Annotated in this window: 10 protein-coding genes; 3 read left to right on the top strand and 7 right to left on the bottom strand. The window is 72.1% G+C overall.

Annotation, left to right across the window (positions count from 1 at the left end):
- Nucleotides 1-50 precede the first annotated feature (50 nt).
- Nucleotides 51-1,103: an O-antigen ligase family protein gene (locus tag ACH4S9_RS33695; RefSeq protein WP_398375371.1), complete on the bottom strand. Its 1,053-nt coding sequence runs from the start codon at nt 1,101-1,103 to the stop codon at nt 51-53.
- A 252-nt stretch (nt 1,104-1,355) separates the two neighbouring features.
- Between ACH4S9_RS33695 and ACH4S9_RS33700 the strand changes: the two genes are divergently transcribed.
- The 3 genes from ACH4S9_RS33700 (at nt 1,356) to ACH4S9_RS33710 (ending at nt 4,760) form a co-directional block, all read left to right on the top strand.
- Complete coding sequence (locus ACH4S9_RS33700) at nt 1,356-1,835, top strand: NUDIX domain-containing protein (RefSeq protein ID WP_311723122.1); 480 nt, start codon at nt 1,356-1,358, stop codon at nt 1,833-1,835.
- A 55-nt stretch (nt 1,836-1,890) separates the two neighbouring features.
- Nucleotides 1,891-2,712, top strand: coding sequence for a 3-hydroxybutyrate dehydrogenase (locus tag ACH4S9_RS33705; RefSeq protein ID WP_398375373.1), 822 nt, complete (start codon nt 1,891-1,893; stop codon nt 2,710-2,712).
- A gap of 143 nt (nt 2,713-2,855) precedes the next feature.
- Nucleotides 2,856-4,760, top strand: a complete 1,905-nt coding sequence (locus ACH4S9_RS33710) for a helix-turn-helix domain-containing protein (protein WP_398375375.1) — start codon at nt 2,856-2,858, stop codon at nt 4,758-4,760.
- Nucleotides 4,761-4,846: 86 nt separating this feature from the next.
- Here the strand turns inward: ACH4S9_RS33710 and ACH4S9_RS33715 are convergent, their stop codons facing one another.
- From ACH4S9_RS33715 to ACH4S9_RS33740, 6 genes are all read right to left on the bottom strand, one after another.
- Nucleotides 4,847-6,277: an MFS transporter gene (locus ACH4S9_RS33715; protein WP_311723119.1), complete on the bottom strand. Its 1,431-nt coding sequence runs from the start codon at nt 6,275-6,277 to the stop codon at nt 4,847-4,849.
- 201 nt (nt 6,278-6,478) lie between these two features.
- On the bottom strand, nt 6,479-7,459 hold the full coding sequence (gene sbnA / locus ACH4S9_RS33720; protein WP_398375378.1) for a 2,3-diaminopropionate biosynthesis protein SbnA: 981 nt from the start codon (nt 7,457-7,459) through the stop codon (nt 6,479-6,481).
- A 37-nt stretch (nt 7,460-7,496) separates the two neighbouring features.
- Entirely contained in the window at nt 7,497-8,555 is a 1,059-nt protein-coding gene (gene sbnB / locus ACH4S9_RS33725; RefSeq protein ID WP_385343471.1) for a 2,3-diaminopropionate biosynthesis protein SbnB, read from the bottom strand.
- Nucleotides 8,552-9,556, bottom strand: coding sequence for a TauD/TfdA family dioxygenase (locus ACH4S9_RS33730; RefSeq protein WP_398375380.1), 1,005 nt, complete (start codon nt 9,554-9,556; stop codon nt 8,552-8,554). Before ACH4S9_RS33730 ends, sbnB begins: the two co-directional genes overlap by 4 nt.
- Before the next feature lie 44 nt (nt 9,557-9,600).
- Nucleotides 9,601-12,885: an amino acid adenylation domain-containing protein gene (locus ACH4S9_RS33735; protein WP_398375382.1), complete on the bottom strand. Its 3,285-nt coding sequence runs from the start codon at nt 12,883-12,885 to the stop codon at nt 9,601-9,603.
- A gap of 15 nt (nt 12,886-12,900) precedes the next feature.
- A complete protein-coding gene (locus tag ACH4S9_RS33740; RefSeq protein WP_398375383.1) occupies nt 12,901-15,504 on the bottom strand; it encodes a Pls/PosA family non-ribosomal peptide synthetase in 2,604 nt (867 codons plus the stop codon).
- Nucleotides 15,505-15,565: the final 61 nt, after the last annotated feature.

Genomic DNA, 15,565 nt, shown 5'->3' on the forward strand with positions numbered 1-15,565 from the left:
GGGGTGGGGGAAGAATCGCCTGTCGCCAAAGGGGACGCCCACCCGCGTGCTCAGCGCGTCGCCGGGAGCGGGTCCAGGGGCGGGGGTACGCCCGCGAAAGGGCCCGGGTCCGCGTCCGGGAGCCGCGCCGTGGCCAGCCCCGCGATCAGGCCGGCCCCGGCGGTCACCTCCGGGAAGCTGAGCGCGTTGCCGAGCACCGACTCGACGGCCAGGGCCGTCAGCGTGGCGGCCGCGGTGAGGACGGCCGGTGTCCGGCGGGGCGAGCGCCACAGCGCGTACAGCAGCCAGCCGAAGGCCGCGCCCAGCAGGGCCGCCCCCGGCAGCCCCTGCCCGGCGGCCTGCTGGAGCGGGGCCGAGGACGGGGTGTCGTCCGAGGCGGTGACCGAGCGCTGGACGGTGGGGCTCAGCTCGCCGAACCGGTCGGGCCCCGCTCCGCGCAGCGGGCCGTGTCCGGCGATCCGTACGGCGTCCTGCCACAGCCGTACGCGGTGCTCGCCCAGCCGGTCGCGCAACGGCGCCGAGAGCCTGTCCGGGAGGGTGTCCTCGGCGATGGCCCAGCAGCCGCCGACGGCCACCGCCGCGACCAGCGCCAGCCCGGCCAGCCCCGGCAGCCGGCGCCGGGCCCGGGCGGCGGCGAGCGAGCACAGCAGCACCAGCGCCCCGGCCGCACAGCCGGCCGGCGACCCGGCCACCAGGGCCGTGGCCGCGATCGCCACGGCCAGCAGGCGCAGGGCCAGCCGGAGCACGGCCGACCGGGCGGCCCAGGCGGCGCCGCAGGCCGCCCCGACGGCGAGCGTGAACAGCGCCGCGTGGGCCGCCCCGTCGTGGCCGCCCGCCCCGTCCGGGACGGTGCAGGCCAGGCCCAGGCCCGCGAGCGCCGCGGCCGTGGCCGAGGCCACCGGCAGCAGCGATCCGGCGATCCGCCCGCACGCGTACCCGGCGGCCACGGCCAGCACGGCGAGCAGTACGCCTTCGGGACGGGCGGTGCGGCCCGCGGCGCACACCAGGGCCCAGGCGGCGCAGCAGCCGAGGACCGCGGAGCCCACGATGTCGGGCGCGCTGCTGTGTTTCCGTACGACAGGCCGTGCCGCTGAAGACGCCATCCCGTTCGACCCCCCGAGTCGTGACGGGCACCGCGTGTCGGACCGGCCGTGCGGCGGCGGGCCCGGGAGGACCCGCCGGAGGCGGCCAAAGGCCGCATGCGGGCCAGGACGGATACCGTAGCGACTGTGGCCGGATATGTGTATATGGTGCGCAGAAGTGATGCGGTAGATGTGTGGCAGGTGTGCGGAAGGCATCCGGCTGTGACGGAAATGGCATCCGGTGCCGCTCACCCGGACCGATAGCCTCAGCGCATGCCTACTCCCGACTTCATCCTCGAGCTGCGGGCGACCGCGGGCCACCAACTGCTGTTCCTGCCGGGTGCCAGCGCCGTCGTCCTCGACGACGAGGACAGAGTGCTGCTCGGGCGCCGAGCGGACAACGGCCGCTGGGCGCTCCCCTCCGGCATCCCCGAACCCGGCGAGCAGCCCGCGATGGCGGTGGTGCGGGAGGTGTACGAGGAGACGGCGGTGCGCTGTGTCCCCGAGCGCATCGTGCTCGTCCACACCGCGGAGCCGGTGACCTATCCCAATAACGACGTATGCCAGTTCGTCGACATCTGCTTCCGCTGCCGCGCGGTGGGCGGCGAGGCGCGGGTGAACGACGAGGAGTCCCTGGAAGTGGGCTGGTTCCCGCTCGACTCGCTGCCGGAGCTGGACGAGTACGCGCTGACCCGGATCAAGCGGGCTCTCGAGGACGGCCCGACGTGGTTCGATCCCACTGTCCCGGAGTGAAGTATGTGCCGGGCGCACATCGGTCGGGCCCCGGCCGCCGCCTAGCCTGCCCCTCATGAGCGAGTCCACCACACCGGGCCCCGCCGCCGGGTCCGACCCCGGCCTCGGCGGCCGTACCGCACTCGTCACCGGGGCCGCCGGCGGCATCGGCCGGGCCTGCACCCTCCGGCTGGCCGCCGCCGGGGCCACGGTCCTGGCGGTGGACCAGGACGAGAAGGGGCTCGCGGGGCTCGCCGCGCTGGCGGCCCGGACCGACGGGCGGGGGTCCGGGCCGCCCGGGAGAGTGGAGCCGCGCGCGCTCGACCTGACCGACCTCGACGCCGCCGAGCGGGCCGCCGAGGGCGTCGACATCCTGGTCAACAACGCCGGGCTGCAACTCGTCCGGCCCATCGAGGACTTCCCGCCCGAGGTCTTCTCCCGGGTGCTCACCGTGATGCTGGAGGCCCCCTTCCGGCTGGTGCGGGGGGCGCTGCCGCACATGTACGCCCAGGGCTGGGGCCGGATCGTCAACATCTCCTCCGTCCACGGCCTGCGCGCCTCGGCCTACAAGTCGGCGTACGTCGCGGCCAAACACGGGCTGGAAGGGCTGTCCAAGGTCGCGGCCCTGGAGGGCGCCCCCCACGGGGTCACCTCCAACTGCGTCAACCCCGGCTATGTGCGCACCCCGCTGGTCGAGCGGCAGATCGCCGACCAGGCAGCCGCCCACGGCATCTCCCCGGAGCGGGTCGTCTCCGAGGTCATGCTGGCCGACTCCGCGGTCAAGCGGCTCATAGAGCCGGAGGAGGTCGCCGAGGCCGTCGCCTATCTCTGCGGCCCGCACGCCTCGTTCGTGACCGGCGCCTCGCTCGCCATGGACGGCGGATGGACCGCTCACTGAGCGACCGGCCCTCGGACCGGCTGCCCGGCCGCCCGGCGGCCTCCCGACCGGCACGGCCCACGGCGGAGCGGGCGCCGGATCGGGAGCCGGGGTTCGGCCCGGCCACTGGCGAGTTCGAGCCCGGCGGGAGTATCCCTGTGACCATGTCCCATGATCAACCGGAGACCCCGTACCTGGAACTGCTCGCGCGCGGCGCGCCCGCCGAGGCCTACGAGCGGCCGGTGCTGCGCGCCCGCGCCGAGGGGGCGCCGGCCGCCCGGCTCGCGGTCCTGGAGCGCGCCAAGCTGCTGGCCCTGCGCGTCCGCGGCGAGCTGGAGGGGCGCAGACGGCGCGAGGCCGAGCTGTCCGCGCTCTTCGAGACCGCGCACGACCTCGCGGGGCTGCGCGACCTGGACGCGGTGCTCCAGGCCATCGTGCAGCGCGCCCGCTCGCTGCTCGGCACCGAGATCGCGTATCTCACGCTCAACGACCCCCAGGCCGGCGACACCTATATGAGGGTCACCGACGGTTCGGTCTCGGCTCGCTTCCAGCAGCTGCGGCTGGGCATGGGGGAGGGGCTCGGCGGGCTGGTCGCCCAGAGCGCCCGCCCGTATGTGACCGAGAGCTACTTCGACGACGAGCGGTTCCAGCACACCCGGACCATCGACGCGGGCGTCCACGACGAGGGTCTCGTGGCCATCCTCGGCGTGCCGCTGATGCTGGGCAGCGGGGTCATCGGCGTGCTGTTCGCCGCGGACCGCCGCGCCCGTGTCTTCGAGCGCGAACAGATAGCCCTGCTCGGCTCCTTCGCCGCCCACGCGGCCGTCGCGATCGACACGGCCAACCTGCTGGCCGAGACGCGCTCGGCACTCGCCGAGCTGGAGGCCGCCAACGAGATCATCGGGGATCGCAGCGAGGTCATCGAGCGCGCCTCGGAGGTCCACGACCGGCTGACCGAGCTGGTGCTGCGCGGCGGCGGGGTGCACGACGTGGCGGCCGCCGTGGCCGAGGTGCTGAGCGGAACGGTGGAGTTCGCCGAGGCACACAGGGCCCCGGCCACGGCCGTGGACCGCTCCCGGGCCGACGGACACGCGGTACGGCACGGCGAGGACTGGATCGCCGCGGTCTCCGCGAGCGGCGAGCTGTTCGGCGCGCTCGTGCTGCGCGGCCACCCCCGCCTGGACCCCATGGACCAGCGCACCCTCGAACGGGCCGCCCTGGTGACCTCGCTGCTCCAGCTGGCCCGGCGCACGGCCGACGAGGCGGAACAGCGCGTACGGGGCGAGCTGCTGGACGACCTCCTCGACGCCCCCGACCGCGAGCCGCGGCTGCTGCGCGAGCGCGCCGCCCGGCTGCGCGCGGACCTGGACGCGCCCCATGTCGTCCTCGCCGCCGGAATCGACGCGCCGGACGAGGCGGCCGGGCGGCAGCGCCTGTGGTCCGCGGCCTCCCATCTTGCGGCCACCCGCCACGGCCTGGCCGCCGCCCGCGACGGCGGCACCGTCCTGCTGCTGCCCCTGGCCGAGGGCGAGGGCGGCGCCGATGCCCTGGCCCGCCGCACCGCCCGGGAGCTCGGCACCGCCGTGCACGCGGCGGTCACCGTCGGCGCCTCCGCGCCGGTGGCCGCGCCCGCCGCCGGCCCCGGCGAGGTGGCCTCGGCGTACGCGGAGGCGCAGCGCTGTCTGGAGGCGTTGCGGGTGCTGGGGCGCGGCGGTGAGGGCGCCGCGGCCGAGGACTTCGGCTTCCTCGGCCTGCTGCTGGCCGGCGCCGGCGACGGTGCGGGGGACGCCGCCCGCGTGGCGGGGTTCGTCGCGCGCACCATCGGCGCGGTGGTCGACTACGACACACGGCGCGGTACGGATCTGGTGCGCACCCTCGACGCGTACTTCGCGAGCGGCATGAGCCCGGCCCGCACCAAGGACGAACTGCACGTCCACGTCAACACGGTGGCGCAGCGGCTGGAGCGGGTGGGGCGGCTGCTCGGCCCCGACTGGCAGTCGCCGTCCCGCGCCCTGGAGGTGCAGCTCGCGCTGCGGCTGCACCGCCTGGCCACGGCCGTCGCCCGCTGAACACCGAGGCCCGCCTCGAAGCTTGCCGAAGCGTGCTGAGGGCGGCGGGGGAGGGGCAAGGGCTGCGGAGCCCCTCCCACCGGCCCTCAGGCCGAGCCCGACCGCGACGCCGTGCTCGGCTCGCCCGCGTCCCGCACCGCCCCGGTCGGCGCCGGAGCCGACGTGGGCTCGATCCCGGCCAGGTCGCGGTCCCGGGTCTCCTTGGCGACGCCGACCGCCACCAGGGTGAGCAGCGCCGCCGCGATGACGTACAGCGAGATCGGCGTGGAGCTGTCGTAGTCGGCCAGCAGCGCCGTGGCGATCAGCGGCGCGGGCGCGCCGGCCGCGACCGACGCGAACTGGGCGCCGATCGAGGCGCCCGAGTAGCGCATCCGGGTCGCGAACATCTCGGAGAAGAAGGCGGCCTGAGGGGCGTACATCGCGCCGTGGAAGACGAGTCCGACCGTGACCGCGAGCAGCAGCGCCCCGAAGTCCCCGGTGTCGATGAGGGCGAAGAAGGGGAACGCCCACGCGCCCACCCCGGCGGCCCCCAGCAGATACACCGGGCGGCGTCCGATACGGTCGGACAGCGCGCCCCAGGCGGGGATCACTGCGAAGTGCACCGCGGAGGCGATCAGCACGGCGTTGAGCGCGGTCTGCTTGCCGAGGCCCGCGTGGTCGGAGGTCGCGTAGACCAGGACGAAGGCCGTGATGACGTAGTAGCTGATGTTCTCCGCCATCCGGGCGCCCATCGCGACCAGCACATCCCGCCAGTGGTGGCGCAGGACGGCCACCAGCGGCAGCTTCTCGGCCAGGTCGCCCGTCCGGTCCGCCTCCGCCTTGCGGGTCTCGGCCCGCGCCAGGGCCTCCTTGAAGACGGGCGATTCATCGACAGAGAGACGAATCCACAGGCCGACCAGCACCAGCACGCCCGAGAGCAGGAACGGCACGCGCCAGCCCCAGGACTCGAAGGCGTCCTCGGACAGCAGGGCGGTCAGCGCCGAGAGCACACCGGTGGCCAGCAGCTGTCCGGCCGGTGCGCCGGTCTGCGGCCACGATGCCCAGAAGCCGCGCCGCCGCGCGTCCCCGTGCTCGGACACCAGCAGCACCGCTCCGCCCCACTCGCCGCCGAGCGCGAAGCCCTGGACCAGGCGCAGCGTGGTCAGCAGCACGGGCGCCAGGGAGCCGACCGTGGCGTGGGTCGGCAGCAGGCCGATCGCACAGGTCGCGCCACCCATCAGCAGCAGGCTCAGGACCAGCAGCTTCTTCCGGCCGAGCCGGTCGCCGTAGTGCCCGAAGACCAGGGCGCCGATGGGGCGGGCGGCGAAGCCCACCGCGTAGGTCAGGAAGGACAGCAGCGTGCCGACCAGCGGATCGGAGTCGGGGAAGAAGAGCTTGTTGAAGACGAGCGCGGCGGCGGAGCCGTACAGGAAGAAGTCGTACCACTCGATGGTGGTGCCGATGAGGCTCGCGGCGACGATGCGGGGGAGCTTCGCGGGTGCTGCGGTCGTCGGGGGAGCGGATCCTGCGGAGGCCATGTGCACCACTTCCAGGTGTTCGGTGGGGACGTGTTCGTGTCCGCACAAGGTAGGAACACACAGGTGAGTGGCACATGTGGCGGGACACCATACTTCGGCGGCGGAGTGTGCGTGCCGCCGCCGGTCCCCGCGCGTACGGGCGGGCCGACGGGCCGTTCCGGGGGTCACCCGCCGGCCCGCCGTACGCGGTATGACCTCGGCTCACAGGGAGTCGGCGGTCACCTCGTCGGAGTCGAGTATGTGATCTCCGTACAGATCCTGTAGCCAGGCGGTCTGGTAGATGGTGTCGAGATAGCGCTCGCCGAGGTCCGGGGCGATGGCCACCGCGGTGAGGCCGGGCGTTCGATGCCGGTCCAGCCAGTCCATCGCGCCGCTGACCACCGTCCCGGTGGAGCCGCCGAACAGGAACCCGCGTCTGGCCAGACGGTGGCAGGCGCGGATGGTGTCCGCCTCCTCGACCCGGATCACCTCGTCCACGTAGGACTCGTCGAGCAGCGGTGGGCGGATGCTCATGCCCAGGCCGGGAATCATCCGGCGGCCCGGCTTGCCACCGAAGGTCACCGAGCCGGCGCTGTCCACCGCGACGATCCGCACCGACCGGTGCCACTCCCGGAAGTAGCGCGCGCAGCCCATCAGGGTTCCGGTGGTGCCCGCGCCGATGAACAGCACGTCCAGGCGGGGGAACTGACGGGCGATCTCCGGGCCGGTCCTGCGGTAGTGCGCCCGCCAGTTGCCCGGGTTGGTGTACTGGCTGAGCCACACGTACCGGTCGTCGGAGTCGCACAGCGCGCGTACGTAGTCGATCCGGGCGCCGAGGAAGCCGCGGGTGGGGTCCAGATCGGAGATGATGTGCACCTGGCTGCCCAGCGCCTCCATCAGCAGTCTGGCCGACAGGTTGCAGCGGGAGTCCGTCACACACAGAAACCGGTAACCCTTGCTGGCGGCGATCATGCTGAGCGCCACGCCCAGGTTTCCGGACGAGGACTCGACCAGGATCGAATCCGGCGTCAGGACACCGCGCCGCTCGGCGGTCTCCACCATTTCGATCGCGGCCTTCAGCTTGATCGAGCCGGCGAAGTTGAAGCCCTCGCACTTCAGATAGAGGGAGCGCCCGAAGATCGACCGGAGGTCGACATAGAGCCGGCTCTCGTTGAAGGCATGGGGTGTGGAGATGACGGGCACGCTGGCCTCCTGATGCCAGAGCTGGGAGAGGGGACTCTCAGCCGTACCGGCGCAGGTCGTGGAAGAAGTCGTCGATGAGGTGCAGGTGTCCGGCCCGGGCCACTTCGTCGTAGACGTGCTTGCCGACGGCGAGGTCGAGGACGCCGAGCCCGAAGGGCGAGAAGATCACTGGCCGGTCGGCCGGCGGGGTCGCCCGTCCGGTCATGACGTCGTCGAGGGTGCCGTCCAGGAAGTCGCGGTTGCCGGTGAGCTGTTCGGCCAGGTGAGGGGAGGTGTCGGCCTTCAGGCAGTGTTCGATGTCGTCGACGACGTTGGCCGAGGCGAGCAGGATCTCGGGGGCGAGGTCGCGCAGGGACACATGCAGGACGAGCGGGTTGTGGCCGAACCAGCCCGGGTCGGTGAGGTGCGGCCGGCCGGCGATGGTGGCGAAGACCACCAGGTCGCTGGAGCGCACCAGTTCCTCGGCGCTGTCGTGGACGGTGATCTGTCCGGATGCGTCGGCCCGGCGCAGACAGCCACGGAAGCCCTCGGCGCTGTCGGCGGACACGTCGTGCACGCCGATGGCGTCGAACGTCCAGCCGGTGCCGGTCAGGAAGGTGTGGATGTAGCGGGCGATCAGGCCCGTGCCGAAGAAGCCGATACGGGTGGGGCGGGGCCTGGTGCGGCTGAGCCAGTCGGCCGCCAGCGCGGCGGACGCCGCCGTTCTGGTGGCGCTGATGATCGAGCTCTCCAGACAGGCGAAGGGGTAGCCGGTGTCGGGGTCGTTGAGGATGAGGACCGCCGAGGCCCGGGGCAGGCCGGATGCCACATTGTCCGGGAAACTGGAGATCCATTTCAGCCCGTCCACATGGACCGGGCCGCCGACGGAGGCCGGCAGCGCGATGATCCGGGCCGTGGGGCGGTCGGGGAAGCGCAGGAAGTACGACGGGGGGTTGACCGAGTCCCCGGCGCCGTGCAGCCGGTAGGTGGCCTCGACCAGCTCCACGATCTGTTTCTCGCGCCCTTCGAGCGCCTGCTGTACCTGCCCGCCGGAGATCACCGCGAAGGACGGCGCCGGGACCTGACGGGAGGTGGCGGGGGACGGCGAGGGGTTCATGACCGGCCCACCTTCCCGGCCGGGCAGTGGTCGGCCAGGCGCCGGGGCTCGGCCATGGCGACCAGTACCCGGCGCTCTCCGGTGAACGGCTCTCTGCTGTGCGCCGTGCGGATGTTGTCGACCAGCATCAGGTCGCCGTCCTGCCAGGGTTCGCGTCCGGTGTGGTCCTCGTAGGTGGAGTTGAGCAGCTGGATGACGTCCTCGCCGATCGGGGAGCCGTCGGCGAAGCGGGTGTTGAACGGCAGTCCGTCCGCCCCGTAGACATCCACCAGGTACTCGCGCACCTCGGGGGCCAGCGTCCACTCGTTGAGGAAGGCGATCTGGTTGAACCAGCAGCGCCGGCCGGTGAGCGGGTGCCGTACCACGGCGGCGCGGAGCTGCCGGGTGTGCAGCGAACCGTCGGGCCGCCAGTCGAAGTCGATGGCGTGAGCGCGGCAGTAGCGCTCGATCGCGGCGCGGTCGTCGGTGCCGAACGACTCCTCCACCGACGCCCCGATCTCGTCGTTATAGCTGCGGGTGAGCAGCCAGCCCTCCCACTCGAACCGCTCGCTCAGCGCGGCGGGCAGCGCCTGGAGCACACGTTCGGCGTCGGCCACCGCGGTCGCCCCGCCCTCGGCGGGCGCCTGGAGACACGCGAACAGCATCAGGCCGGGGCACTCCGCCGCGTAGCTCAGCTCATGGTGCATACACATGGGCTGGTTGGCCGGCCAGGCGGTGGAGGAGTACAGCCCCGGGCCGTGGCTCTCCCGGGGAGCGAAGGCCTCCCTCTCCGCCATCAGATCATCGGCCAGTCCCGCGAAGACGGCACCGACCTGATCCACCTCCCGCAGCCCCAGGCCGCGGACGAGAAGCACACCGTGCTCGGCGACCTGCTCGCGCAGCGCGGCGCGGTGCTCGGCCGCCCAACTCGGCGCGTCATCCGGGGACTCGACGTGCAGGATGGGGGGTCTGCCCGGGTGCGGGGTCACCGCGGACAGCGGTTGCAGGGATGTGGACGACATCTCGGTTTCCTTTCAATCGCCACTCGGAAGCTCGGGGATGAGCCTCAGGAGGGGGCCAGAGAATCCGCGGAGGCCGACGATTCGGCGGCAGCCAGGACGGCCTGTGCCGTCGCGGCCGGGCGGGTGCGCGGGAAGTAGTGGCCGCCCTCGGCGAGTTCGTGCAGGTCCACCCGCTCGGCCAGGAGCAGCCAGTCGCGGTACCGGTCGCGATATCCCGCCGTGCTCGGGTCGTCGGCGGCGACGACCACGGTGACCGGCGCGGACAGCTTCGCCTCCGGCGGGGTTTCCAGGGCGTCGGCGAAGTAGCGGTGCGCGGCCAGGCAGTCGTGACGGTAGGCGGCGCCGACGTGCTCGGCGTGTCGCGCGTTCAGCTCGCCGAGCTCGGTGTACCCGCCGTGCGCGCTCAGTTTCGCCGCGATCTCGGCGTCGGTGCGCCCCGTCAGCTCGGTGATGGCGGCGATACGACCGGCGGCGGTGCCGAGCAGCTGCGCGCCGAGGAACACGCGGGGGACGTCCACCCCGCGCTCCCGCAGCCTCCTCGCCGTCTCCACGGCCGGCGCGGCGCCCGAGGAGTGGCCCCACAGCATGACCCTGCGCAGGCCATGCCCGGTGAGTTCCCCGATGACCTGGTCCACCACCCGTGCCATCGGCGCGAACGGCTCGCCCTGGGCGGTCGTCAGGTCGTGCCCTGGCAGGTCGACGGCGTAGACCGCGGGCCCGCCGCCCGCCAGGGCATCGGCCATCGGCCTGAAGTTCACCGCGTTGCCGCCCGCGTGGGGGAAGCACACCAGGGCGCACTCCGGCGCGCCGTCCGAGGGTGACAGTGCCCGGCCCGACAGCGGCTGGAGCAGCCCTGGGCGCCGCTGGGCCGTGCCGTCGAGGAGCGCGGCGAGGTCGGCGAGTACCGGGTGGCGCGTGATGTCCTTGAGGGACACCGCCCGGTTCAGGGCGATGGTGAGTTTCACGGCCGACAGCGAGGTGCCGCCGGAGTCGAAGAAGTGGTCCTGCCGGCCGATGCGGTGACGGGGAACGCCCAGCACCTCGGCCCAGGCGGCCGCCAGCTTCCGCTCGGTCGGGGTGCCCGGGGCGCCGTGCTCCCCGGAGGCGGCCTCGCCGTCCCCGGCCGGTGCGAGCCGTTCGGCCGGCGGGGTCTGCTCGGCCAGCGCGGTCAGGGCCTTCCGGTCGATCTTGCCGTTGGCCGTCAGCGGCAGGCCGTGCTGCCAGTGAAAGGCCGAGGGGACCATATAGGCGGGCAGCGCGGCGCCCAGCGCCTCGCGCAGCACGTCCGTCTCCTGGCGCCGGCCGCTGTAGAAGGCGATCAGGTGCGTGCTGTGGCCGGGCCGCTCGGCGACGACCACCGCGCCGTCCCGCACCCCGGGCACCCGCAGCAGAGTGTTCTCGATCTCGCCGATCTCGATGCGGAAACCACGGATCTTGACCTGGCTGTCCCGGCGGCCGAGGAACTCCAGCTTGCCGCCGGGCTGCCAGCGCCCCCAGTCACCCCCCAGATAAAGCCGCTCACCCGGCCGGTACGGATCGTCCCGATAGGCCTCACGGGTCCGCTGGGGGTCGTTGACGTACCCCCGCCCCACGCACACCCCGGAGAACGCGATCAGCCCCGGGGCGCCCATCGGCACCAGCGACAGACGCTCGTCGACGACATAGACCCGCACATTGTTGACCGCACGGCCCAGCAGCACCCGCTCCGGCACCCCGTCCATGACCTCGTGGTTGGTGTCGTCCGAGGTCTCGGTCAGGCCATAGGCGTTGACCAGCTTGATCCTCAGCTGGACGGCGAACCAGCGCTGGACCAGCTCCCGCTTCAACGCCTCGCCGGTCACCGACACACACCTCAGGTCGGGCAGATCGCGGGGGTAGCGCTCCAGGTACGACACCACCACCTCCAGATAGGAGGGCACGAGCTGCACCACGGTGGCCCGGCCGCGGACCAGCGTGTCGACGAACCGCTCCGCGTCGACGATCACCTCCTGGCCGATCAGCAGTGTCCGCCCGCCCACGACCAACGCGGCCAGCAACTGCCACAGCGAGATGTCGAAACACTGCGGGGCCGTCTGCGCCACCACCCGCCCCTGGCCGATCCCCAGGTCATCGATCTTGGCGTAGAGATGGTTGAGCATGCCCGCGTGCTCACACATCGCCCCCTTCGGCTCGCCCGTGGAGCCGGAGGTGAAGTAGATGTAGGCCAGCTGACCGGCCGAGACCGCCACCCCGACGTCGGTGTCCGCGTGCTGCTCCGCATACGCCGCCTCGACCAGCACCTTCTTCACTTCCGGCAGCGTGGTCAGGGCCTGGTCGAGGGCGTCGGCGCTGCCGGATTCGGTCAGCACCACCCGGCACTCGGCGCGCGACAGCATCGCCGCGATCCGGCCGGCGGGGAAGTGCGGCTCGACCGGCAGATACACGCCCCCGGCCTTGAACACCGCCAACACCGCGGCCAGCCAGTCGAGGCCGCGTTCGGTGACGACCGCCACCACCCCTTCCCGGCCGAGACCCCGCGCCAGCAGCGCCCGCGCCAGCCGGTTCGCGCGCGCGTTCAGCTCCCCGTACGTCCACCGGCGGTCGCCGTGCACCGCCGCCACCGCCTCCGGATGCGCCCGCGCCCGCCGCTCGAACAGCTCGTGCACACGCCCGCGCGGCAGCATCCGGCGCGGCCCGGCCAGCCCCTCGAGCTGGTGGCGCGCCTCCTCGGTCGACAGCAGACTCTGCCGCGCGTGCCCGGCGTCCACATCCGCCGCCATCAAACGCAGCGCGGCCAGGTGGTAGCCGCCGATCCGGGCCGCGCACCCGGCATCCATCACCTCGGTGCGATACCGCAGCCGCGCCGTCAGGCCGCCGTTTTGAGCACACCAGCCCACGCTCAGCACCACGCCGTCGCCCAGCCCGCCCCCGGCGCCCGCCGGGTCGAACACGACCTCGTACGAACGCCCGGCCGCCTCCGGCTCCCGGTGCGCCGGCAACTCCGCCTCGACGCGATGAGCGCTCGACACCAGCGCGCGCCACGACTCGGGTGCGACGGTCAGCCGGCAGGGCAGGGGAGTGTCCGTAGCGCCGGTGGCATACCCCGTCGCCACCTCCTGCTCACCCGACAGCGCGGACACCACCTTGGCGTGCGCGGCCAGCAGCACCGCGCTGAGCGGCACCCCCAGCTCGTCCGCCAGTCCGCGGACCCCCTTCACCACGTCGCCCGGCACCGCCGTCTCGCACTCGGCCACACCCGCCACCGGCTCCCGTGCCCACCGCGGGATGACGGGGAATCCACCAGCGGTCGGCACGGCACACTCCAGGTCCGCTTCCACGCGTGCTCCCATCGAATGGCCCCTTCCTCAACTCGCCGTCGATCCGGCGTGGTTCGCCGAAGCCGTTGCCGTTGCCGCCGCCGGGCCGGCGCGGCCGGGCAGGGCAGGGGTATCCGGCAGCTCCGTGGCCGGGTTTCCTCCCCATTGCGCGTTCGGGGGGACCTCCTCGCCCTTCATGAGGAAGGAGTCGGGCGCCATCACGGCACCGTCGCCCATCGTCACGCCGTAGTGCACATGGGTGCCGACACCGAGGGTGCAGCGGTCGCCGAGCGTGGTGCGGTCCGATTTGAAGGTGCCGTCCTCCTGCGAGTGGCACTGGATCTTGCTTCCGGCGTTGAGGGTGCAGTCGTCCCCGACGGTGGTGAGCGTCCGCTCGGTCATATAGCAGCCGTCGTCGAACACCCTGCTGCCGATGCGCACCCCCAGCAGCCGCCAGATCACGTTCTTGAAGGGGGTTCCGTTGAAAACGTCCAGGTATTCGTCCGGCACCTTCCAGAGCCGCTCGTGCCACCAGAAGTACGGATCGTAGATGGAGCACAGCCGGGGGCGCAGTGCGCGGAACGACGCGACACAGCGCTCCACCAGGACGAAATAGAGGGCGGTGAACCCGAGCGTGAGAGCCAGATACGCGGCGATCACGGCATGCCCGAGCAGACCGTACAGACCGATCGAGGCGAGACCGAGCGTCGTGAGCACAAAGGCGTGCAGCCACCGCACGAGCAGGAAGAAAACCATGGAGCGGAGGTTGTAGCGGTTTTTCGCGGCGAGGCTGCGGCGCAGCTCGTCCCCGGTCCTGAGGTGGTCGAACCGGGAGTCGCGCTCCACCGACCGGGGAATCTCGAAACTGGGCGAGCCGAGCAGACCCACTCCCTCGCGGATCTCACCGTCGAGGGGAATCATCACCTTCGTCGCGAGCAGGCAGTTGTCGCCCGTCCTGGCCCCGGCGGGATAGGCGATGTTGTTGCCGAGGAAGTTCTGGGTCCCGATCGAGGCCCGGGACACCCGGAAGGACGTGCTCGAGAAGTCCGCGTTGACGATGGAAAGGCCGTCGGCCACCATCGTGCCCCTGCCCACGGTCACCAGATACGGGTTCTCGTGCCGCACCTCCGTGCCGAAGTTGGACCCCGTCTGCTCGACCCGGGACAAGTCGTATCCGAGGCCGCGGAGATAGTGGACAATGTAGGAGCTGTCGCCGAAAAGCCAGGTGAAGAACTTCAGATTCGTCATGCCTGCTATCGCCCGGTGCACCGCGTAGTGGAAGCCGTAGAGCGGATACACCTCGTCGGGCTTGACGGCCAGGCTCAGCAGGCGTGGAACGGTGCACACCACGGCGAGGCCCACGACGACGAAGCCGAAGAACAGCACGGCGGACACCAGCAGCGCGTCGGTGAGGAGAGCCGACGAGGTGAGTCCGGCCGTGCCCGCATCGGATCGCTCGCCGAGCGCCGGAACCTCGCGGAACAGCATGTACATACCGCCGACGGTCAGCGGCAGGTACAGGAGGAACAGCTGGAGCAGGGTGGCGAGGCCGAAGCGGAACCGGCGCGATGTGTCGCACCGGGCGGGCCCGACCCGCACATAGTCGATCTCCGTCGGCTGTGCCGGCGACCCGTGCCGGCGCTCGCCGTCCGGGACCACCTGGCCGCGGTACAGCGCGGACGCGTGGCCGAGCTGCGCTCCGTCGCCCATCGAGGTGTCGATGTCGAGCACGGTCTTCTCGCCGATGAACACGTTCCGGCCGAGGGTGATCCGGCCGGTCTGGATGCGCCCGGCGTGGGCCCGGTAGCAGAGGAGGAACGAGTCCTTGCGGATCACCGTGCCGGCCCCGATCGTGAGCAGATCGGTGCAGACGGGGATGGAGTGGGAGAGGATCGTGACTCCCTTGCCGATCCGCGCACCGAGCGCCCGCAGATACAGCACATACAGCGGATTGCCGTTGAAGAAGCGCACCGGATTGGCGTGGAGCAGCGCCTTGACGATCCAGAAGCGCACATACGTCAGGCTCCACACCGGGAACTCGCGGGGCTTCCAGCGGCCGATGAGAATCCATTTGGCCGCGATCGGGAAGGCGCACACGACGACAAAGCCGATGCCGCCGAACAGGACCGACCGCAGATAGATGTCGGCCAGGTCCGTTCCGGTGGCGACCCATTCGTAGCCTCGGGCGGCGACGAGCCCGGTGACGAACGAATAGGCCAGGAAAACCAGGAGCTGAAGTGTTCCGCACAGGACGTAATCCCGTGTGCGCGACGATGCCTTCCGCGTCGGCGACGCCACCCGCGTCGGTTCCTGCGCGGGGGGCGGTGAATCGACGGCGGGGGGAGCGGTGTCCGCGAGCGCCGCCGCCAGGCTCTGGATCGTGGGGTGCCGATAGATGTCCTTCATCGACACGGACGGCAGATCCGGCCGCTTTCTGACCCGCGCGCAGAACTGGGCCATGACCAGGGAGTTCGCGCCGAGATCGGTGAAGAAGTGGCTGGTGGCCGAGACGCCTTCTGCCGGTACCACCTCGGCCAGTACCTCGGCGAGTCTCCTCTCGATGTCGGTCGCCGCCGGGGCGGTGCCGCCGCGCCCGGCCATCGCGGGTTCGTCCGGCTCGGAAATCAAGACTTCGGCGGACTTGTCAACCATTCGAGCTCCTTGAGGAAAGTTCGGTGACCACCGGTCACTGGTTACCGCTCGGACTCGATCG

The organism is Streptomyces sp. NPDC021225 (assembly GCF_044332865.1).
Lineage (GTDB): Bacteria > Actinomycetota > Actinomycetes > Streptomycetales > Streptomycetaceae > Streptomyces.

Coding starts and splice junctions, on each gene's coding strand:
- sbnB (WP_385343471.1), bottom strand. CDS start 8,555: ATGAACCCCTCGCCGTCCCCCGCCACCTCCCGTCAGGTCCCGGCGCCG.
- ACH4S9_RS33740 (WP_398375383.1), bottom strand. CDS start 15,504: ATGGTTGACAAGTCCGCCGAAGTCTTGATTTCCGAGCCGGACGAACCC.
- ACH4S9_RS33705 (WP_398375373.1), top strand. CDS start 1,891: ATGAGCGAGTCCACCACACCGGGCCCCGCCGCCGGGTCCGACCCCGGC.
- ACH4S9_RS33710 (WP_398375375.1), top strand. CDS start 2,856: ATGTCCCATGATCAACCGGAGACCCCGTACCTGGAACTGCTCGCGCGC.
- ACH4S9_RS33715 (WP_311723119.1), bottom strand. CDS start 6,277: ATGGCCTCCGCAGGATCCGCTCCCCCGACGACCGCAGCACCCGCGAAG.
- ACH4S9_RS33730 (WP_398375380.1), bottom strand. CDS start 9,556: ATGTCGTCCACATCCCTGCAACCGCTGTCCGCGGTGACCCCGCACCCG.
- ACH4S9_RS33700 (WP_311723122.1), top strand. CDS start 1,356: ATGCCTACTCCCGACTTCATCCTCGAGCTGCGGGCGACCGCGGGCCAC.
- ACH4S9_RS33735 (WP_398375382.1), bottom strand. CDS start 12,885: ATGGGAGCACGCGTGGAAGCGGACCTGGAGTGTGCCGTGCCGACCGCT.
- ACH4S9_RS33695 (WP_398375371.1), bottom strand. CDS start 1,103: ATGGCGTCTTCAGCGGCACGGCCTGTCGTACGGAAACACAGCAGCGCG.